The 20,453-nt window shown below is 65.5% G+C and carries 17 protein-coding genes and 1 tRNA gene; 5 read left to right on the top strand and 13 right to left on the bottom strand.

What is annotated here, in order from left to right; translation table 11 throughout:
* Position 1: 1 nt before the first annotated feature.
* The 6 genes from hisH to LG3211_RS08855 all read right to left on the bottom strand — a co-directional run bounded on the left by hisH (position 2) and on the right by LG3211_RS08855 (position 5,665).
* Positions 2 to 610 carry an imidazole glycerol phosphate synthase subunit HisH gene (gene hisH, locus LG3211_RS08880; protein ID WP_057942512.1) on the bottom strand — a complete coding sequence of 203 codons (609 nt, stop codon included), beginning with the start codon at positions 608 to 610 and terminating at the stop codon, positions 2 to 4.
* Entirely contained in the window at positions 610 to 1,848 is a 1,239-nt protein-coding gene (gene hisB / locus LG3211_RS08875) for a histidinol-phosphatase (protein ID WP_057945374.1), read from the bottom strand. The genes hisH and hisB overlap by 1 nt, the downstream gene beginning before the upstream one ends.
* A gap of 5 nt (positions 1,849 to 1,853) precedes the next feature.
* Positions 1,854 to 2,957, bottom strand: a complete 1,104-nt coding sequence (gene hisC / locus LG3211_RS08870) for a histidinol-phosphate transaminase (RefSeq protein ID WP_057942511.1) — start codon at positions 2,955 to 2,957, stop codon at positions 1,854 to 1,856.
* Between the two features lie 69 nt (positions 2,958 to 3,026).
* Complete coding sequence (gene hisD, locus LG3211_RS08865) at positions 3,027 to 4,346, bottom strand: histidinol dehydrogenase (RefSeq protein WP_057945373.1); 1,320 nt, start codon at positions 4,344 to 4,346, stop codon at positions 3,027 to 3,029.
* 8 nt (positions 4,347 to 4,354) lie between these two features.
* The gene (gene hisG / locus LG3211_RS08860) at positions 4,355 to 5,269 is read right to left on the bottom strand and encodes an ATP phosphoribosyltransferase (RefSeq protein ID WP_057942510.1); all 915 of its coding nucleotides are present in this window, start codon (positions 5,267 to 5,269) and stop codon (positions 4,355 to 4,357) included.
* Positions 5,270 to 5,353: 84 nt separating this feature from the next.
* The gene (locus tag LG3211_RS08855; protein ID WP_057942509.1) at positions 5,354 to 5,665 is read right to left on the bottom strand and encodes a YerC/YecD family TrpR-related protein; all 312 of its coding nucleotides are present in this window, start codon (positions 5,663 to 5,665) and stop codon (positions 5,354 to 5,356) included.
* Between the two features lie 307 nt (positions 5,666 to 5,972).
* Here LG3211_RS08855 and LG3211_RS08850 point away from each other — a divergent pair, with 307 nt between their 5' ends.
* Together LG3211_RS08850 and LG3211_RS27450 are read left to right on the top strand one after the other, a co-directional pair.
* Positions 5,973 to 7,838, top strand: coding sequence for a sensor domain-containing diguanylate cyclase (locus LG3211_RS08850; protein WP_057942508.1), 1,866 nt, complete (start codon positions 5,973 to 5,975; stop codon positions 7,836 to 7,838).
* Between the two features lie 42 nt (positions 7,839 to 7,880).
* Entirely contained in the window at positions 7,881 to 8,027 is a 147-nt protein-coding gene (locus LG3211_RS27450; RefSeq protein ID WP_222837588.1) for a DUF6053 domain-containing protein, read from the top strand.
* Here LG3211_RS27450 and LG3211_RS08845 read toward each other — a convergent pair.
* From LG3211_RS08845 to hisS, 3 genes are all read right to left on the bottom strand, one after another.
* On the bottom strand, positions 7,972 to 8,529 hold the full coding sequence (locus LG3211_RS08845) for a prolyl hydroxylase family protein (protein ID WP_222837587.1): 558 nt from the start codon (positions 8,527 to 8,529) through the stop codon (positions 7,972 to 7,974). The genes LG3211_RS27450 and LG3211_RS08845 overlap by 56 nt on opposite strands.
* Positions 8,530 to 8,641: 112 nt before the next feature.
* Complete coding sequence (locus LG3211_RS08840) at positions 8,642 to 10,540, bottom strand: HAL/PAL/TAL family ammonia-lyase (protein ID WP_057942507.1); 1,899 nt, start codon at positions 10,538 to 10,540, stop codon at positions 8,642 to 8,644.
* A gap of 330 nt (positions 10,541 to 10,870) precedes the next feature.
* Positions 10,871 to 12,259 carry a histidine--tRNA ligase gene (gene hisS, locus LG3211_RS08835; protein ID WP_083512872.1) on the bottom strand — a complete coding sequence of 463 codons (1,389 nt, stop codon included), beginning with the start codon at positions 12,257 to 12,259 and terminating at the stop codon, positions 10,871 to 10,873.
* A 245-nt stretch (positions 12,260 to 12,504) separates the two neighbouring features.
* Here hisS and LG3211_RS08830 point away from each other — a divergent pair.
* Positions 12,505 to 12,581, top strand: a tRNA-Pro gene (locus LG3211_RS08830).
* 452 nt (positions 12,582 to 13,033) lie between these two features.
* Here the strand turns inward: LG3211_RS08830 and LG3211_RS08825 are convergent.
* From LG3211_RS08825 to LG3211_RS08810, 4 genes are all read right to left on the bottom strand, one after another.
* On the bottom strand, positions 13,034 to 16,663 hold the full coding sequence (locus LG3211_RS08825; protein WP_057942505.1) for a peptidoglycan-binding protein: 3,630 nt from the start codon (positions 16,661 to 16,663) through the stop codon (positions 13,034 to 13,036).
* 14 nt (positions 16,664 to 16,677) lie between these two features.
* Positions 16,678 to 17,082, bottom strand: a complete 405-nt coding sequence (locus LG3211_RS08820) for a hypothetical protein (RefSeq protein ID WP_057942504.1) — start codon at positions 17,080 to 17,082, stop codon at positions 16,678 to 16,680.
* Between the two features lie 119 nt (positions 17,083 to 17,201).
* Positions 17,202 to 17,606 carry a hypothetical protein gene (locus LG3211_RS08815; RefSeq protein ID WP_057942503.1) on the bottom strand — a complete coding sequence of 135 codons (405 nt, stop codon included), beginning with the start codon at positions 17,604 to 17,606 and terminating at the stop codon, positions 17,202 to 17,204.
* A 114-nt stretch (positions 17,607 to 17,720) separates the two neighbouring features.
* Complete coding sequence (locus tag LG3211_RS08810) at positions 17,721 to 18,125, bottom strand: hypothetical protein (protein WP_057942502.1); 405 nt, start codon at positions 18,123 to 18,125, stop codon at positions 17,721 to 17,723.
* A 743-nt stretch (positions 18,126 to 18,868) separates the two neighbouring features.
* Here LG3211_RS08810 and LG3211_RS08805 point away from each other — a divergent pair.
* Together LG3211_RS08805 and LG3211_RS26330 are read left to right on the top strand one after the other, a co-directional pair.
* Complete coding sequence (locus LG3211_RS08805) at positions 18,869 to 19,276, top strand: DUF6393 family protein (protein ID WP_237049858.1); 408 nt, start codon at positions 18,869 to 18,871, stop codon at positions 19,274 to 19,276.
* Positions 19,277 to 19,291: 15 nt separating this feature from the next.
* Complete coding sequence (locus LG3211_RS26330) at positions 19,292 to 20,230, top strand: XVIPCD domain-containing protein (RefSeq protein WP_057942500.1); 939 nt, start codon at positions 19,292 to 19,294, stop codon at positions 20,228 to 20,230.
* The last annotated feature ends 223 nt before the right edge of the window (positions 20,231 to 20,453 follow it).

Below are 20,453 nucleotides of genomic sequence, written 5' to 3'. Positions count from 1 at the left end.
TTCACGCCTCCAGCGCCAGGAAGTTGGCGAGCAGGCGCGAACCGACGGCGGCCGAGCGTTCCGGGTGGAACTGGGCGCCGAAGCAGCGCCCGCGTCCGGCCACGGCGGTGAAGCGGGTGCCGTAGCTGGCGCTGGCCAGGGTGTCTGGGGTCAGTGGCGCGGCATAGCTGTGGACGAAATAGGCCTGGTCGTGCTCGCCGATGCCGGCAAGCAGGCGCTGCGCGCCGGCCGATTCATGCTTCTGAAGGAGATTCCATCCCATATGAGGCACACGTACTCCTGGTCCTGGTTGCAACCTGGTGATCCGGCCCGGTAGAAGCCCGAGGCACTCGACCTCGCCCTCCTCCGAGGACTCGTACAACAGCTGCATGCCCAGGCAGATCCCGAGCAGCGGCTGTTGCAAGCGGCGGATCGTCGCGACCAGTTCCAGTTCGCGCAGTCTTGCCATCGCGGGGGCGGCGGCGCCCACACCCGGCAAGATCACGCGATCGGCGGAGGCGATCGTCGCGGGGTCCGCGGTCAGAATCGACCGCGCACCCAGCCGCTCCAATGCATAACGCACTGAGCCGATGTTCCCCCCCCCCGAATCGATGACAGCTACAACCGTCATCACAAAACTCCTTTGGTGCTCGGCAGTTCACGCCCTTGACGAGCGATCGCCTGACGCAGTGCGCGCGCCACCGATTTGAAACACGCCTCTATTTTGTGGTGATCGTTATCACCTTCCACGTTCAGGTTCAGATTGAGCCCGGCGGTTTCGCACAGTGAGCGGAAGAAATGCGGGAGCAGCTCGGTCGGGAAGTCGCCGACCCGCTCGCGCGCGAAGCTGCCGCTGAACACGAAATACGGCCGCCCGGAAAAATCCAGCGCGGCGCGCGCCAGGGTTTCGTCCATGGGCAGCACGAATTCCTGCGCTTGCGGCGTGTTCGCATCGCTCTGCGCATCGCTCACCTCGCCGTTCCCACCCTGCGCACCACCCAAATCGCCTTCCCCCCTTTGAAAAAGGGGGGCAAGGGGGGATTCGCTCTCAGCCTCGACCGCCTCGCCGCCAACCCCCGCCCGCGGATCGAACCCATACCGCCCGATCCCGCGTTTGTCGCCCAGCGCTTCGCGCAGCGCCTGCCCCAGCGCCAGCGCGCTGTCTTCGATGGTGTGGTGCTCATCGATGTGCAGATCGCCCTCGCAGCGCAGCTCAAGCGCGAAGCCGCCGTGCTTACCGATCTGTTCGAGCATGTGATCGAAGAAACCCAGCCCGGTGTGCACCTTGGGATCGGCGACGCGATCGAGATCGACCGCGACCTCGATCCGCGTCTCGCGCGTAGTGCGCCGCACCCGCGCGGTGCGCGGACGGTCGGCCAGCGCATGGGCGATGCTGGCCCAATCCCACTCGCCGCCGAACTGCTCGGTGCGCAGCTGGAACGCGCGGATGCCCAGGTTGGCGGCGAAACCGTTGTCGGTCTCGCGATCGCCGACCATCGCCGAGCGCTCCCAATCGATGCCGCGATCTTTCAGCAACGGCAGCGCCAGACCGATGCCCGGCTTGCGCGTGGGCAGGTTCTGCGCGGGGAAACTGGTGTCGATCAGCACTTCGCGAAACACGATGCCCTGGCTTTCGAAGATCTGCATCATCAGCTGATGCGGGCCGTCGAAGCTCCAGCGCGGAAACGAGTCGGTGCCCAGGCCGTCCTGGTTGGTGACCATGACGAACTCATAGCCGGCGTCGCGCAGCTTCAGCATCGCCGGGATCACCCCGCGCACCAGGCGCAGCTTGGGGTAGCTGTCGATCTGGAAATCGGCCGGCTCCTCGATCAAGGTGCCGTCGCGATCGACGAACACGATCGGCGTCAACCCGCTCATGCCGCCGCTCCGCAGGAGGCGCGCGCCGCCCGGTTCAGCACTTCGATCACCGCCGCGTTCTGCTCCGGCGTGCCCAGGCTGATGCGCAGCGCGTCGCCGAGTTGCGGCGCGTGGCGGAAATCGCGCACCACCACGCCGGCGTCTAGCAGACCGTCGAACGCGGCTTGCGGATCGTCGAAGCGCGCGAGCAGGAAATTGGCCTGCGAGGGATACACCCGGCGCACGCCGGGTATCGCCCGCAGCGCCTGCAGCAACTTCTCGCGTTCGCTCATCGCGGTGGCGATGCGCGCCTTGGTGGTATTGCGCGGCACCTCGGCCAGCGCGCGCAGCGCCAGGTTCACGCATGGCGTGGGCAGCGGATACGGCGCCTGGCAACGTTGCAGGGCGGCGATCACGCCAGCATCGGCGATCACGCTGCCGATCCGCGCCGCGGCCAGCGCATGCGCCTTGGACAAGGTGCGCAGCACGGCGATGTTGCGCTGGCGCGCGAGCGCGCTCACGGCCGAGGCGCCGTCGGCGAATTCGATATAGGCCTCATCGACCACCACCATCGCGCGGCCGCGCAGGCGCAGGGCCAGCGCTTCGATCTGATCGAGCGGCAACAAGGTGCCGGAGGGATTGCCCGGCGAACACAGGAACACCAGCTTGGCCGCTTCGCGTTCGGCCGCCTCCGCGATCGCGGCGAAATCGCAGGCGAAACCCTCCGCGGTGTCGCGCAAGGGCGCTTCCACGATGCGGGTGCCGTGCAGGCGCGCGTTGACTGCGTACATGCCGAAGGTCGGCGGCGTGATCACGATAGAGTCGCCGCCGGGGCGGCAGAAGCCGCGCACGAGCAAATCGATGGCCTCATCGCTGCCGCGGCCGGCCAGCAGTTGCTCCGGCGCGCAGCCGTAGAGCTCGGCCAGACATTCGCGCAAGCGCTGCGGCTGCGGATCGGGATAGCGGCGCACCGCGCCCTCGCCGTCGGCGACGCTGGGCCAGGCGGCTTCGTTGGCGTTGAGCCAGACCCGGCCGCTGCGCTTTTCACTGCGCGCCGAGCTGTAGCCGGCGAAATCGCGCAGGTCTTCGCGTAACAGGTTCATGGGGTTGTCGTCGATCATGTCTGGTTCTTCGTGCCCGATCTTGAAGCGTGGAGTTGCCGCGTTGCCTATCGTATCGATCCGGTGCGCTCAGGCGCGTGAGCCGACGCCCTGGCGCAGATGCTCGCGGCGGATCGCCACCGCCGCGCGGTGCGCGTCCAGGCCTTCGGCGGCGGCCAGTTCCATCGCGCAGCCGCCGATCGCTTCCAGGCCGTGCGCCTGCACTTCCTGCACGGTGATCGCGACCTGGAAGCTGGCGACGTTGAGCCCGCCGGCGTAACGCGCCGCGCCGCTGGTCGGCAGGACGTGGTTGGTGCCGCTGCAATAGTCGCCCAGCGCTTCCGGGGCGAAGTCGCCGAGGAACACCGAGCCTGCGACCTCGACCGCCGGCAACCATGCGCGCGCGTCGCGCAGCGCCAGGATCAGATGCTCGGGCGCGTAGCGGTTGCTGACGTCCAGGGCGGTGTCGATCGAATCGACCCGGATCGAACGCGACGAGCGCAGCGCGACACGCGCGGTGTCGGCGCGCGAAAGCTTGGCCAGTTGCTTCTCCAACTCGGCATCGACCGCATCGAGCAGGGCGACATCGTCGCTGAGCAGAATCACCTGCGAATCCGGCCCGTGTTCGGCCTGCGACAGCAAGTCGGCGGCAACGAAATCCGGATACGCGCCGGCATCGGCGATCACCAGCACTTCCGACGGACCGGCCGGCATGTCGATGCCGGCGCCGCCTTCGATCAGGGCGACCTGGCGCTTGGCCTCGGTGACGAAGGCGTTGCCCGGGCCGAACAACTTGTCGCACTGGCCGATGCTCTGCGTGCCGAAGGCCATCGCCGCGATCGCCTGCGCGCCGCCGATCTTGAACACGCGGGTGATGCCGCAGCAGCGCGCCGCGTACAGCACCGCCGGATCGGCGCTGCCGTCGCGGCGCGGCGGCGTGCACAGCGAGACTTCGCGGCAACCGGCCAGCAACGCCGGGACACCCAGCATCAGCGCGGTGGACGGCAACGGCGCCGACCCGGCCGGCACGTACAGGCCGACGCGGCGGATCGGCCGCAGCACGCGTTCGCAGCGCACGCCCGGCGCGGTGTCCAACTCATACGGCTGGGTCATGCCGGCCTGATGGAACAGGCGGATGCGCTCGGCGGCTTCCTCGATCGCCGCGCGCAGTTGCGGCGACAGCGATGCCTGCGCGGCGTCGAATTCGTCCTCGCCGACGCCGAAGCGCTCCGGCGCGCCGCCGTCGAAACGTTCCGCGTAACGGCGCAGCGCCGCGTCGCCTTCGCTGCGCACCGCGGCCAGGATGTCCGCGACCGCATCGGCGGTGGTCTGACGGGTTTCCTGCGCCGGCCGGCGCAGCACGCCGGCGCGCTGGTCGGCATCCAGCGCGTTCCAGTCGTAGCGCTGCATCAACCCGCTCATGCCAGCATGCCCTCCACCGGCAGCACCATCAGGCCGCGCGCGCCAGCGCGCTTGAGCTCTTCCAGCCGCTGCCAGGTCACCGCGCCGTGGCACAGCGCCTGCAGGGCGATGTCGTCGCTGCTGTCCAGGCGCATCACCGTCGGCGCCTCGGCATCGGGCAGCAACGGCAGCAATTCGTCGAGCAGGCTGCGCGGCGCCTGGAACATCAGCAGCTTGCTGTTGCGCACGCGCATCGCGCCGTCCAGGCGGCGCAGCAGCAGGTCGGCGAGTTCGCCGCGCACGTCGTCGAAGCCGTCGATCGGCCCGGCCAGCACCGCCTCGCTTTCGATCAGCGTCTGCACTGCCTTGAGTTGATTGGCGCCGAGGGTGGCGCCGCTGGAAACCAGATCGCAGATCGCCTCGGCCTGCCCCAGACGCGGCGCGATTTCGACCGAACCCGACAGCAGCACCACCTGCGCGTCCACGCCCTGCTCGGCCAGCCATTGCGACAACAACGCCGGATAACTGGTGGCGATGCGCTTGCCGGCCAGTTGCTGCGGGCCTTCCCACTGCCACGCATCGGGCACCGCCAGCGCCAGCCGGCAACCGCCGAAACCGAGCGGGCGCCATTCGCGGAACGCCGGCGCGCGGCCGCTGCCGCGGCGGTCGCCGTCCTGTTCCAGCAGCACGTTGCGGCCGACCACGCCCAGATCGCAGACGCCGTCGGCGATCAGCCCGGGGATGTCGTCGTCGCGCACCAGCAGCAGGTCGACCGGCAGGGTTTCGCCGTAGCAGAACAGGCGGTCGCGGCTTTCGCGCCAGCTCAGGCCGCAGGCCGCGAGCAGGGCGCGCGCCGGTTCGGCCAGGCGGCCGGACTTCTGGATCGCGATGCGCAGGCGGTCACGCGCTGCGGCGCTGGCGGGAGGGCTCATGAACGGGTCTCGGAAAGAAGATCGGGGGACGGGGGAAGACAGGCGGCGGGCCGGCGGCACGCGCGATAAGCAAGTGCGCGGCGGTCAGCGATGGCGCGCCGCGCGTCGGTGCAGGGCCGCGGCGTAGCCGCCGGCGCCGCGTTCGAACACCCGCGCGACGCGGCCGATGGTGGTCACGCTGACCTGGGTTCGGTCGTGAATTTCGCGGTACGGCACGCCTTCGCTGAGCAGCGGCACCACCCGCCAGCGGTCGCTCATCGCCTCCAGCTCGGCCGGCGTGCACAGGTCTTCCAGGAAGGCGCGCACCTGTTCGGGCGTGCGCAACGCGGCCAGCGCCATCGCCAGGTCGGCGATGGAATCTTCAATCTGGTCGCTGTCGGTGGAGCGGCGCTTCATCGTGGAGAACCTTTGCCGGCGTGGCTTTCGGAGCGGATCGGCAGGCTTTGCGGCCGGCCGGACTGGAGCGTGGAAGACGGTGGGAAGGCGCCTGCTTCGGGCCGGGACTTGGCCTGAGTCTACACAAGCGCATTAATGTACTAACGCGTTAATACATTAGCGATCCGCCGAACGGTCGTCAAGACGGCCTGATTGGCGATGAATTTGCGTTAAGAATTCAGGCATGCGCCCGAGCCATACCTTCCGCCGCCCCGAACGCCCTGCCCCGCCGCGACGCAAAGGCCTGCGTCGGAACCGACCAAGGAAGATGAATACGATCCCCGCCCCCACCTCGCGCCGTCCGCGCAACGTCGTTTCGCGCGCGTGGCTGCTCGCGCTGCTGTGCCTGCTCGCCGCATGCTGGACGCAGGCGGCGCTCGCCCAGAGCGTGCTGGACCTGGACCGGTCCACCCGCGAGGTCGCGCTGGCGCCGTTCACCGCCTACCACCACGATCTGGACGGCACGCTCGACCTGGCCGGCGCGCAGCGCCTGCACGCTCAGGGCCGCTTCAAACCGGTGCCGGACAACAACAGCTCGTTCGGTTTCCAGCGCGGCGCGTTCTGGTTCCACATCGCCGCGATCAACCGCAACGCCGAGGTGCCGCACTGGCTGCTGGTGCAGGGCTTCGCCCTCAGCGACCGCCTGGACGTGTACACCCGGCCGCGCGACGGCGCGGTCGCGCATCAGGCCGGCGGCGACAGCCTGCCTTTCAGTTCGCGCACCATCCGCTACCGCCATCCGAACTTCCAGATCGATCTGCCGCCCGATCGCATCGTCGATATCTATGTGCGGGTGAGCAGCGAAAGCTCGATGCAGGTGCCGCTGACCCTGTACACGCCCAACGCCTTCACCGAACTGGCGCGCGATGCGCAATTCGGCATCGGCCTGTACTACGGCATCCTGGTCGCGCTGTTCTTCTACAATCTGGTGCTATGGCTGAGCCTGCGCGACAGCAGCTATTTCTGGTATCTGCTGCATATCTGCGCGTTCGGCCTAGTGCTGCTGACCCTCAACGGCCTGGGCTTCGAATATCTGTGGCCCAACTCGCCGTGGCTGGCCGATCACTCGGTGCCGCTGTCGATCTGCCTGGCCCAGGTCGGCATGCAGCAGTTCGCGCGCAATTTCCTCGGGCTCGCGCAGCGATGGCGGTTCGGCGACCGGGTCGGGCTGGGGATGATCGGGTTCTTCGTGCTGCTGGGCCTGGCCGCCACGCAGATTCCGTATCGCATCGCCACGCCGATCGCCTCGGCCGCGGTGTTCGTGAGCATCGCCTGGATCGCGGTGGAAACCATCGTGGTGCTGCGCCGCGGCTACAAGCCGGCGCGGTTGTTCCTGCTGGCGTGGTCGGCGTTCCTGCTGGGCACCGGCATGTTCGCAGCGATCGCCTTCGACCTGCTGCCGAAGATGTTCATCACCGAATACGGCGTGCAGATCGGCTCGGCGCTGGAGATGTTGCTGCTGTCGGTGGCGCTGGGTTATCGCTACGCCTCGCTGCGCAACGAGAACGAACGGGTGGTGCGCGAAGCCAAGGAGCAACTGGAGCACAAGGTCGAACAACGCACCATGGAACTGCGCAGCACGCTGGAGCAGTTGGAGGACGCGCACACGCGCCTGCGCGAGACCTCGCAGCGCGACGGCCTGACCGGCCTGCACAACCGCAGCCATTTCCGCGAAGCCTTCGAGGCCTTGCTGCATCGCTCGCGGCGCCAGCGCCGGCCGCTGGTGCTGATGATGATCGACCTGGACCACTTCAAGCAGATCAACGATCACCACGGCCATCTGGTCGGCGACGAATGCCTGCGCTGGGCCGCGGGCCTGATCGCGCAAGTGCTGATTCCGCAGCACGCCCTGCTGGCCCGCTTCGGCGGCGAGGAATTCGTCGCGGTGCTGCCCGATCAGGACCTGGACAGCGGCGCGCGCGTGGCCGAAGACCTGCGCCTGCGCCTGCGTTCCCAGCCCTGCCCCAGCCGCAGCCACGACATCCCGGTGACCGCGAGCATCGGCGTGCACGAGATCACCCCGGACTCGGACATGGGCGTGGAAGCGGCGCTGCAGTTCGCCGATCAGGCGCTGTATCTGGCCAAGGCCGAGGGGCGCGATTGCGTGCGGGTCTGGGGCGCGGCGGCGGCTTGAGCTGAAAGCACGAGGCCTTATGCGGGAGGGGCTTCAGCCCCGATGCTTTTCGCTCAGATAGCCACCAAGCTTCATTGCTTGAAGCGCATCATTCCGGCGATCCGAGAAAAGAGCATCGGGGCTGAAGCCCCTCCTACAAAAGACTTCGACACGGCGCGTACATCACGTCCGACCGCAGCGCGTACTTGATCCCGGCCTCTACCGCCGCGCCTTCGTGCCAGGTGTCGTGCACGAACAACAAGGCATCGCCGGTCCGGGGAACCACGCGGAACTGGCGGAAATCGGTATCCCCGCCGAGGAAGCCTTCATTGAGATAGACCAGGAAGGTCAAGCGGCTGCTCAGCCCGTCTTCGATCCACGGCCCGTCCTTGTGCATGCGGAACCGCTGGCCCGGGTGATATTTGTAGAAGCGCAGCGCGCGCGGCAGGCCAACAGCGCGATGGCCGTCGAGCTCGGGCAAGTCCACCGCGCGCAAACGCTGCCAAAGCCGTTCGACCCAGTCCGCCGATTCGAACACCACACGTTCGTTGTTGCGCACATGCGGCATCGACTTCTGACTGTCGGCCGCCGTGCGCACGCCAGCGGCTTCGAAGCCGTGTTGCTCAGCGAGCTCGATCAACTGCGCGCATTCTTCCGGCGCCAGCAGGGCTTCTACCGTGAATACGCGATCGTTGTGGCGGATGGTGTTCATGACGGCCTCGAAGCGGGGCGAACATGATGATAGTCAACGCGAACCGGACGCCCCTCACCCCAACCCCTCTCCCGCCAGCGGGAGAGGGGCCAGGCAACTGCACGCCGCTGCGTCAGTCGCGCATGCCCGCACGTACCGCCGACAACACCGTGCCTTCGCGCACCAGCCGCACCGCCGTCGCCACTTCGCCGTCCAGCGCGCGATCGTGATCCAGGAACGCGATCGCTTCGCGCAGCTTCGCGTGCGCGATCGCCACCGCGCGGCCGGGACGGAACTCCGCCGCCGCCGACAGTTCGGCGCGCAGGCCCTCGACCTCGGCGATGAAGCCGGCATGCTCGGCCGAATCGGCGGCCGGGCCGCCGAACACCTTCGCAGCCAACGTGGCGGCGTCGGCACGATCGGCCAGATCGCGCGCGGCATTGATCATGTCGCGACGCAGATCCAGCGCCTGTGCGGCGGTGTACAGCTCCAGCGCCAACACCTTGCCCAGATCGTCGGCCATCGCCAGCACATGACGCGCCTCGTTGGCGCCCATCGACACGTGGTCTTCGGCATTGGCGCTGGTCGGGATCGAATAGACCGAGGCCGGATGCGCGCGGCTGGCCAGATCGTTGACGATCGCCGCGGCGGTGTACTGCACGATCATGTGGCCCGACTCGGTCGCATCTTCATTGCCGATCAGGAAGCCCGGCAGGCCGTCGTTGGTGGCCGGATCGACCAGCTTGTTGAGGCGGCGCTCGGAGATGCTCGCCAACACCGGGATCGCGGCCTTGACGTAGCTCATCGCCAGCGCCAGCGGCATGCCGTGGAAATGGCCGGCCGAGATCACCTGCTGCTCGACGTGCTCGGCCTTGGCGTCCGGGAACACGATCGGGTTGTCGGTCAGCGAGTTGAGTTCGATCTCCAGCACCCGCGCGGCCTGCGCGATCGCGTCGCGCACCGCGCCGTGCACCTGCGGGATGCAACGCAGCGAATAGCTGTCCTGCGGCTGATGCTTCTTGCCGCCGCGGAACGGACGGAAACGGTTGTAGAACTTCTCGCGGCCGTGGCGCTGGCCGAACGGCACCCAGTCCCAGCCGATGTCGAAGCTGAGCTGCTGCGCCGCCTCGGTGTCCCAGCTTTGCGGCAGCCAGGGACGGAAACGCGGCACCAGGTGATACGGAATATCGGCCAGGGTGGAACCGTCGAGCAGCTTGCGCAGATTCTCCGCGACCTGCACTTGGCCCGGATGCGGACGCAGCGCATGCACTTCCTCGGCGAACGCGCCCAGGCGGCCGGCGAAGGCGTCGATGGTCATCGCCGCGGCCAGATCGGCGGTGTCGAGCATGTCTTCCAGCCGCGCCAGCGCGAGCACGCCGCACGCCAGCATCTGCGCGGTGCCGTTGTTGAGCGCCAGGCCTTCCTTGTACGACAGCTTGACCGGCTTGAGGCCGGCGCGTTCCAGCGCTTGCGCGCCGGGCATGCGCTCGCCTTCGAAGAAGGCTTCGCCGCCGCCGAGCAGCACGATCGCCAGATGCGACAACGGCGCCAGATCGCCGCTGGCGCCGACCGAACCCAGCTGCGGCACCACCGGCACGATGCCGGCGTTGAGCATCGCCGTCAGCGCCTGCAAGGTCTCCACGCGGATGCCGGAGTGGCCGCGCATCAAGGTGTTGACGCGGATGCACAGCATCGCGCGCACGATCTCGGGAGCGAACGCGTCGCCGACGCAGACCGCGTGGGTGACGATCAGATTGCGCTGCAGTTCTTCGTGCAGGGTTTCCTGCGAGCGCTTCGCGCCCGGCAGCTGATCGCGCAGATGATGCGAACCGAGCAGGCGGTCGGCGTTACTGCCGAAGCCGGTGGAAACGCCGTAGATGGGTTCCTCGCGGCGCACTTGCTCGGCGAGGAAATCCGCCGCGCGCGCCACCGCCGGCAGCTGCGCCGCGGCTAGTTCGACCTGGGCGCCGTAAGCCACGGCGACGAGTTGCGACCGCGTCAGCGAACGGCCGTCGAGCTGGATCTTGTTCATTTGTAACCTCGCCTCGCACCCTGGCGATCATCTGAACGGCGGATCTGACCGCGAACGGTTAAACCCGGCCGAGCGTACTCGGGAGTCGGTGCGTCAATGCAACATTGGGAACCGCGGCGGCAGGTGCTCGCCGCGGCGTGGAATCGGCCCGCCCCGATGCCGGATCGCGATCCGGCGCAAGGCGAGCCAGGTGACGGGAGCCGCGCGCGCCTGCGCGTGCGTGGCTCCGATGACCGGACTTGCGAACGGCCGGCGCCCGGATCGTGCGATCCGCGACGACGGCACGGCCCGCGCATCCGGCCGACTGGCGCATGCCGGTTCCCCGCATGCCTATTTCTTCATGACCCGCGATTGTTCCAGCTCGACCCGCAGCGTGCGCGCCAACTCGGCGCGCGGCACTTCGAACTGGTCTTCGCGTCGCAGATCCTTGACCGTCGCGGTGCCCTTGGCGATCTCGTCCTCGCCCAGCACGACCACGAAGCGGATGCCGGCGCGGTCGGCGTAGCGGAATTGCGAGGTGAGCCTGGAGGCTTCCATCACCACTTCGGTGTTGAGGCCGCCGTGGCGCAACTCGTTGGCCAAGGCCAGGCAGTGCGGCAGCAGCGCGTCGTCCATCTGCGTGACCAACACCTGCACGCTGCTGTCGGCGGTGCTGACGATGCCGGCCTTCTGCAATTGATAGAACAGTCGGGTCAGGCCGATCGAGATGCCCACGCCCGGCAGCTTGGACTTGGTGTAGTTGCTGGCCAGATTCTCGTAACGCCCGCCGGAACAGATCGACCCCAGCCCCGGAAAATCGTTGAGGGTGGTTTCGTAGACGGTGCCGGTGTAGTAGTCCAGGCCGCGCGCGATCGAGAAATTCAGCGCGTAGTTCTGCTCCGGCACGCCCAGCGCGCGGATCAGCTCCAGCACTTCGCGCAGTTCGGCCACGCCTTCGCGCAGCGCGTCGTTGCCTTCGCCCAGGGCCGCCAGCTTGGCCAGGGCGTCGGCGTGCGAGGTCGAACGCGTTTCCACGAAGCTCAGGATGGTGGCGACCGCGTCCGCCGACAGGCCGAAGTCCGCGCCGGTGAGGGTGTCGCGCACGTACTCGACGCCGCGCTTGTCGAGCTTATCGACCTCGCGCAGCACCAGCGCCTGCAGTTCGCCGTCTTCCACGCCCTGGGCCTGGAAGAAGCCGCGCAGCAGCTTGCGGTTGTTGAGCTGGATGGTGAAGGCGCCGATGTCGAGCTCGGAGAACACCGCATAGATCGCCGCCGGCAGCTCGGCGTCGTAGCGAACGCTCAGCGAGTCCTTGCCGATCACGTCGATGTCGCACTGGTAGAACTCGCGATAACGCCCGGCCTGCTGGCGCTCGCCGCGATAGACGCGCTGCATCTGGTAGCGGCGGAACGGGAATGCGAGGTGATGCTCGTGCTCGGCCACATAGCGCGCCAGCGGCACGGTCAGGTCGAAGCGCAGCGCCAGTTCCGGCAGCGCCGCGCCGCCGGCCTGCGCGTTCTTCTCGCGCGAGCCGGTGGATTCGACGAAATACACCTGCCGCTCGGTCTCGCCGCCGGATTTGGTCAGCAGCATCTCGGTCAGTTCCATGACCGGCGTTTCCACGGGCAGGAAGCCGAAACGCTCGAAATTGCGCCGGATCGTGTCGAGCATGCGCTGAAACGCGATCTGGTCACGGGGCAACAGCTCCATGACCCCGGGCGGGGTGCGAGGCTTGATCAAGCGAAACTCCAATACGTACGTCGATTGCGGGCCGGGGCGTCGCCGGCGGCGCCGCGAGCGCTGGCGCCGGCGGATTGAGCGCCGCCGATAGTCTAACGTCCGCCCCCGTCCGTGGCTCGCGCCGCGGCCGGCATCGAGGCAAAAACACCGTCGCAGCGGGCTATGGGGGCGTCGCGGCGATTTTCTTCGCACCGCCCCCTTGCGCCGGCCCCGTGGGTATCGTTAGAATTTGCGGCTCACGAAGTCGGGGTGTAGCTCAGTCTGGTAGAGCGCTACGTTCGGGACGTAGAGGTCGCAGGTTCGAATCCTGTCTCCCCGACCAATCGTTGAACAGCAAAGGCTCCGAAAGCCGCGGATACGCGGGACTTCGGGGCCTTTTTGCTGTGCCTGCTCAAGACTGTCCATATCGGAACAATCTTGCTTGCGCGAAATCGGCCTTCCGCCGTTCCGGCAGTGTCCCGCGATAAGCCGGCGAACTGCGTGACCAACTGGACTGCAAGCGTCCAGCTTCCGGCCGGCAGCGTGGACGATGGCCTGTGGACCGGCCGGGGATGGCGGTGGTCGGCGCAGGCGCCACCCACGCGCCGCTGCCTGTCCACATTTCGCCCGCCGCCCCAGCTTCCTCGTCTCTTGCGCCGTCTTTGCGGCGTGCCACTGTCGCGAATTGATTCAGATCAAAGCTCGGGCATGCAAGGGACGGGAACCTGAGCCCCTCTCTCATGCCTTCAGCCGTTCGGGCCGTACATGCCGGCAAGGATTGTCCCCACGCGCACGTCAACCTCCGTCACCGCCGCCCCCGCCAGCGCTCGGCCCGTCGGACATCGCGGGTTGAAGGGTCTGTGCGCCTAACCTCATCACTGGATCGGTGTGGTTGCGATTCAGTTCTTCCTGCTGCCGCTGAAATTGCTCCAGCTCCAGCGCCTGTTTCTGATCGAAGGCCTGCGTGCGCTTCAGCGTGTCTTCCAATTCCGGCGCCGACGCTGTGAGCGATACGTTGCCGTAGAAGCCGGGGACATGTCCGTAAGCGAAGGCGCGATCGCCGACGACCACCACGTCCTTGAATTTGTCCACGCGATCGACACCGCCCAATTTGGCGGCGTGCATCAATTCGGCGGTCTTGTCGTCCTGCGTGTCCTTCGGCAATCGCGCCTGGATTGCGGCGAACAACGCGTAGTCACGATGATCGGACGCAAAGGCCTGCGATGGCCCATGAGGTTGTGCAGCAATAGCCTGCGCGTCATCGCGCCCGGGCTCCTGTCGCTGCGTTTTGCCGCCCGGGCTGCCCGCGCTGGGTGGCGCATTGATGGAATGCGCCGCATCTTCCATTTGCGCCCGCGTTTCCGCCGCCGATTGCGACGCCCCTCGAGACGAACCGGCCAGTGTCTGCGCCGCCGCAATCCGCGCTTCATGCGGCGCCACACTCAGTGGCGGCGCCTCGTTAGCGAATTGCGCCCGTGCCGGCGAAATCTCGGGATAGGAGCGCTCGACGGTCAGTTCTGCGACAGCTTGCGCGGGCATCACTGGCTGCGGCGGCTTTGGCGATCCAACACCGGGCCGCTGAGCCTGCACCAGCGCCATGTCCACGGCCTGGTCGGCCACGCCCGTGACAGGAAGGTCTTGCGCCTGCTGAAACTGCCTCACCGCGTATTCGGTTTCCACCCCGTAATAGCCATCCTGCGTCACCGGTCGCCCGTCCGGGCCGCGAGCACCGGCCCGTTGCAAGCGGAACTGCAAGAATTCCACGTCGTCGCCACGATCCCCAAGGCGCAGACCTTCCGGCACGCCTAACCCGGCCCCGGCCCCGGCCCCGGCAAGCGGGACGGGCCCGGCCGTGGCGGCATCCGGCGTGATCGATACCTCCGACGCGATAGTCCGCTCATTTGCTTTCGACGGCTGCGGCATCGGCGCATCGGCAGACGGCACGGACTGCGCCACGGCATCCGGCGTTTGCGCAGGCGACTGCGATTGGGGCGTCTGCGGTGTAGCCGACGGAAAAGCCGGGACCGCCGCTGCTTGCACGGCCGCCGATGGCGCGTCAGCCACGGCAAACGATTGGGGTATCGCAGGCTGCGCAGACTGAGCAGAAGGCGTGATCGTCTCCCGCTCTTGCCCTTGAGCGCGCCCTTCCAGTTCAGGCGCAACGGCTGCCGCTTGAAGCACGGGCACGGCAGGCATGTCGGCCCCGGCAGAAACCGGCGCCTGCGCCGCGACATCGCGTTCGCGTTCTCGCTCGACCGTTGATTCGACTTCGATCCGCCTGTGCGCTCCGTCGACACGCGGAGCGCGCACTTCGACGGCCGCCAGGGTCGCAAGCGTTTGCGCCTCCTGGACAGACACGCCTTGGCGATTGGCTTCGCGCAAGGCTTGTCGATAGGCCTCGCGCTCCTGAGGCGATTGCGCTGTAATCCGCATTTCCGGCGAGTCGGGCAGCGGCGCGGACTCCTGCCGGCTCGCCCGCACTTCTTTGAGCGCCTGCTCGATGTCCTGCGTGCTGGTGACCGCAGCGATACGTTCCACCCCGTCCAGGCCACGCTGATAGTGCGCTACGGGACTATCGGCCGCGACGGCATTGTCGGCTGCCGTCTTGCCGCCGGTCTTGTTCTGCAACTGCATGGACCCCGGCCCCGCGAGTCCATGTTCGTCGCGCGTGCGCCGGGTCGCCAGAACGATCGCCTGCTGCCAATCGGGATCGAGTTCGACGCCGGCGACGCGGTAGCGATGCAGCAATTCGTTCTGCTGGTTCTGTTCGGCAGTGGGCGCAGGCCGCGCCTCCAGGCTGGCGAGGCGCTGGCTGTGTTGCTCAAGCGATGGCTGACGCGCCGCCCGGGTCAACTCCAGTTCCAGTTCCAGACTGCCCTGCGCCACCTTGCCGCCGCTCGACCACACTCCGGCGTCGCTGCGCTGGTAGAGGTTCTTGTCCGACGCCATCAACGTATCGGGCCGCGGCGTGGCCGCGGCCACGGCGGCAGGAATACCGTCGAAATCGCGCCATCGCTGCGCGGCGTAGTTTTCCTGGTAGACCATCGCGACCGCTTCTCGCCCGGTGGCGATGTTGGTCTGAATTCGTCCGAGCGATTCGCGACTGAGTTCGTCGGCTCGCTGCGGGGAGGCGATTTGCTGTTCGTAGACGCCGCGATCGTTGGCTCCCGTCTCGGCGACCTTGACCGAACGCACCCATTGTTCCGTAGCCGGATCTCGCCGCCAGTGGTTGTTGTCCAGCCCCATCCGATCGCTTTCCCGCGCGGGCAGGTTGAACGGATCCTGGGGCGGCGGCATCTTGCCCAATGCGAGTTCGACAGCTTCATTGGTCGCGCGGTAACCCAGTTCGCGCGCCTTCTCATAATTTGCGCCGACGACTCCAGTTACCGGATTGCTTATGCCATCCGGCGTCCTGTCGAGCGCAGCCGGCCGGACCCAGTTGCCGTCGGCAAACGTCCAGACGACGCCATTTTTGTCGGCTTGGTGATGGATCTGGTAGTCCTCCACCAGATCGACGGCTTTATCCGCGGCCTTGGCCAGCAGCGCGGCGTCGGCCACGATCAGCGCGACGGGAACATAGCCCGAGGAGCCCACCACATAAGCGGCGGTAGTGCCGCCTATCCATGCGCCGGCATTGCGCGCGATCGTGCGACTCGATTCGGACTGAGCGGCTCGCAGATTGCCTTGCTCAAGCAGCTCGGCCGAACGCTGGGCGCTGAGAGTCAGATCGACACCTGTGGCCAGCAGGCCTCCTGAGCGGGCCAGTGTATGGATGGGGCGCTCGCCGACGAGCAAGTCCTTGGAGATGGAGCCGCTTTGCCCTTTTGGGCCGCGCAAGGCCTCGTCGGCCTGATCAAGATCGACCGATGCAGCTGACAAGGCGGGATCGAATGAGTTCAGGCGGGGGCTGTCCTGAAAATCGCTCAGTTTGCGATAGCCCACGACATGCTGTTGATACTCGGCTTCGGAGATGGTGCCATCGCGAAATGTCCGGTCGATCAATTCGGCCGTGGTCGTCGTTCGCAGGCCAGGCAACTCCCGCTGCAACTGACGCTGTATCTGCGGCGAAGCGAAGAGCTTGTCGTCCGACCAGATGATGACGCTGCGGCCTTCCGCGTGCTCGCGGGTGGCGATTTCGAGCAGGGAGCGCTCGCCTGCGTTCTTGGAGAATTTTTCGGGATCGGATCGTACTTTCTGCTGAGTCTCGGCAGCATCGAGGACCTTAATTTTCCGGTCAGCAATGTACTGACTAAGTTCTTGCTTAAGGGGACCATCCTCAATCTCGGTCTCGATAGTTTTGGTGATAGCGAACTCATGCCCCTCCGCTCGCGCAACCTTTCGGTATGTATCGAGCAGTTGAGGGCCACCCGCACGATAGGCATAAATCAAACTATTCGTATCAGCCAAGAAATAACTGGTGGCCATCTGATCCTCCTTAATCAGATCAAATGTAGCTTGACGTAATCGCGAAATTTACCGAATAGCCCAGTACAGTCCGACTGATCCAAGTCCGGCATCAATTCCCATATCAGACGACGAACGTTCCAGGCAAGCACCGACTCGATCTCGTTGAATTCTTTTTCCTGCCTTATGAACTCAACAAAATCCGCCGGCTTCTTTTCCTTGAAATACTGTGCAAAAGCAGCCACTTCGTCGTCCTTCCACTGCCTCCGCCGGCTCCATTCCTCCTTGGATTCCGTGTAACTGGACACGATCATTTCATAAATCGCCTCATCGGTCGCCCGCCTCTTTCCAGGCCCGGTAAGCACATCAAGAATGTCGGCCTTAAGCCTTTCGTCTTCCAGCGCATCGATTTTTGCTTGCAGTTCAGGACTAATGGACATAGAGAAATTTCCTTGAGACTTGGTTCTTCATGTTGTTGTTCATGGCTCCATTCTCTTGGAGAATGGAGCTTCCAGAAAATCCGGGGCAGCTCATCTCGCGGCAATCCGCGCCTCCCTGATCAGACCAAATTCAACTTGACGTAATCGCGAAATTTGCTGAATAGCTCAGAACGGTCATCGGAGTTCAAGTCCGGCATCCATTCCCGCATCAGGCGACGGACACCCCAGGCAAGTTCGGATTCGATCTCATTGGATTCCTTCTCCTGCCGCAGAAACTCAACATAGTCTTCCGATCTCTTTTCCTTGAAATACCACGCGAATGCGACCACCTCGTCGTCTTGCCACCTCCTCAACTTGGCCTGCCGCTCTTTGCCCGCTGTGTAATCGGACACGATCGATTCGTAAATCGCCTCATCGGTTGCCCGCTTCTTCCCAGGCCCTGTAAGCACATCTAGAATTTCGGCCTTAAGCCTTTCGTCTTCCAGTGCATCGATCCTTGCTTGCAGTTCAGGGCTGATGGACATAGATATATTTCCTTAAAACCTAGCGCTTCATGCTTAGGTTACTTGAAAGGCGCGTTGCTAGAAGCAGGATCGTTGCGCCAAAAGATAGCTCATCCTTACCCGCCCATCTTTTGGCTAGGTCAAATGCAGCTTGATGTAATCGCGAAACTCGCCGAACAACTCGTCGCAGTCATCGCCATTTAATTCAGGCATCCACTCCCAAATAAGCTGGCGAATCCCCCAGGCGAAGCCAGGTTCGATCTCCTTGAATTCCTTTTCCTGCCTTATGAATTCAGCATAGTCGCCGGGTCTTTTTTCCCTGAAGTACTGCGCGAAGGCTGCCACTTCATTGGGCCGCCACTGTCTCAGCCGCGCTCGCCGCTCTTTGGCTTTCGTGTAGGAAGACAAGATCGATTCGTAAATTTCCTCATCCGTTACTTGCTTCTTGCCAGTGCTTCTGAGCGTGCGAAGAATTCTGGCCTTGAGATTTTCGTCTTCGAGCGCATCAATCTTGGCTTGCAGCTCAGGACTTATCGACATAGATAAATTTCCTTGGGGCCTGGTTCTTCATGTTCTTGCTCACGGCTCCATCCTCCCGAAGCAGGCCCCCAGAAAAGCCGTGATGGTTCAGGGCGGCACCGTCCGTCCATATTTTGTCCACTATCTGCACATATGCTGGCCGCAAGCCATCGTCCTATACCCTGCCGGCAACACCCCAGATACTACCCAATGACGCGAAAGCGTCGCCATGCTGGCGACATAAAGACGGAACGCAGTGGAAAAAGTGGATTTTGGGTGACCTCCCGTTGGCCACATGACGTAGTCAACAATTAGGTATCTTTCGGAAAATTGGAATCACGTGGAGAACCTCCATGACACGGCGACCGATCCCCTTCCAGGAATTGTCCAGGCACGAACCGGCTCAGTCCGGATCACGGCGAGCGCAGCGGCCCGATTCTCCGCACACCGCCCCTGAGCGCACCGACTCGAGCGCATCGCCCTCGCATGCAACCCAGATCGCACAGACACAAGCCGCTCTGAAGCGCGAACTGGTCCGCGTGTACGCGCAGGCCTGCGCGGCCTGCGTGCGCAAGGGCTGATCCGGCGCGACGAGACATCGCCCACGGTTCTCGCGCTTTGCGTACCGCACTGGGCGTTTGCGGCCACGACAATGAGCCCGCCGCCCCGGCAGGCGTGTCGAAACGGTTTTACACTCGGCGCACGCATTGCCCGTAATGCGGCAGGAGATCCTAATGACAATACGCAAGTTACCCGGCTGGACGATGTCCTTCGCGATCGCCGCCGCCGCAATGCTGCCGCTGTCGTCCTGCGGGATGGCGGGCGCGCAAAACGCTAATCTGACGCGGGATAGGGCCATGAAATCAGGAGTTCACGACATGCTGGAAGAAATCTATTCCTCGCCGAAGCCGGTTCGCTTCGAGCAGCTCGACGTCAGCGCCATCGTCGTCAAGCATATTCCGCTGGGAACCGAAAAGGCCGCGGTCGCCGATTCGTTCAAGTCCTCGCCGAGCTCGAAGATCATCGAAGACTCGGCCGACAAACTGGTGGTGCGCGACAACAAGGGGCAGGCGATGCTCGACCCGGACGCCCGCTCGGTCGTGATGACCTTCAGCTTCGATGCCAGCGGCAAGCTGGCGAAGGTCGCCGCGGTCCATCTCAAGAATCAATAAGGAAGGCAGCCGGCCATGGACGAGAAAATCGAAGTCGGATACCGCAATATCGGATCGGCGCTTGGGAAGGACTATCACCACAAGTATCTTCTTTACACCGACAAGGACGGCAACCAGCACACCATCAGCGGCTGGACCGGGGAGCCCGAGGCGGGCCTGCCCTACGGGCGCATGCAGGTCGAGACCAATCTGCCTTTCGATGCGACCAATCCCGACCATCCGACCAATCCCAACGCGGCGGGACAGAAGCAGTATCACGAGCTGATCGCCAGCGGGCCGGACCTGTCCAAGACCTGGGATCAGATGGTCGCCAACGCCCAGACCAAGGACGACAAGTACCCCTACGACCCGCAACTGCAGAATTCCAACACCCTGGCCGACAGCGTGCTGCGCGACGCGCGCCAGCCCGAACCGAAGAACGACGGCTTTTTCGGCCATTGGGCGCCGGCCTCCGGCCGCGCGCTGGACGAGTCGATCAAGCCCACGGTGCCGGGGCTGGGCAATTCCGGACGCACCTTCAGCGCCAACGACGCCCATCCCGCCGATGCGCAGCGCGAAGCCGCGCTGCGCGACGACCCCTTGTTCAAGCAGGCCCTGGCCGGCCTGGACAAGCTCGGCCCGGACGCGGGCGTCTACAACAACCAGCAGGACAAGGAGCGCATCGCCGGCGCCCTGGCCGTGGAGGCCAAGCTGCATACGCCGCCGCTGCCGGAGATCCAGGAGGTGCGCGCCAGCCCCACCAACGGCAACGTGTTCGCGATGTGGACCAACCCGGGCAACGAGATGGACGTGCTGCGGCCGCATGTGGACAAGGCCGAGGCCGTGAAGCAACCGCTGGCGGACAACCTGCACAAGCTCGATGCCGCCAACCAGCAGCAGGATCAGCAACGCTCGCTGGCGCTGTCGCAAAACCCGGACGAGCCCAGCCGCAGCGGACCACGGATGGGCGGCTGAGAAACGGGCGGGCGCTGAACGCCCGCCCTTTTCCGCAGGTTGGCGCGGCAGTCGCTGAAGCAATGCCGTCGCGCCGGCCGCATTCGCTCCCGGTGCAACGCCGGGAGCGCGATTGCCGATACGCACCGGCGATCCCGGCGGGCAGGCAAGCCCTGCTCTCGCCCCGATGAACTCATGATCTCGCCCGCCGCGCATCGGTAGCCATCGGCACCGCGCCGCGGGT

The organism is Lysobacter gummosus, from assembly GCF_001442805.1.
In the GTDB taxonomy this organism is placed as follows: domain Bacteria; phylum Pseudomonadota; class Gammaproteobacteria; order Xanthomonadales; family Xanthomonadaceae; genus Lysobacter; species Lysobacter gummosus.
This window is presented reverse-complemented; position numbering and strand designations above follow the sequence as displayed.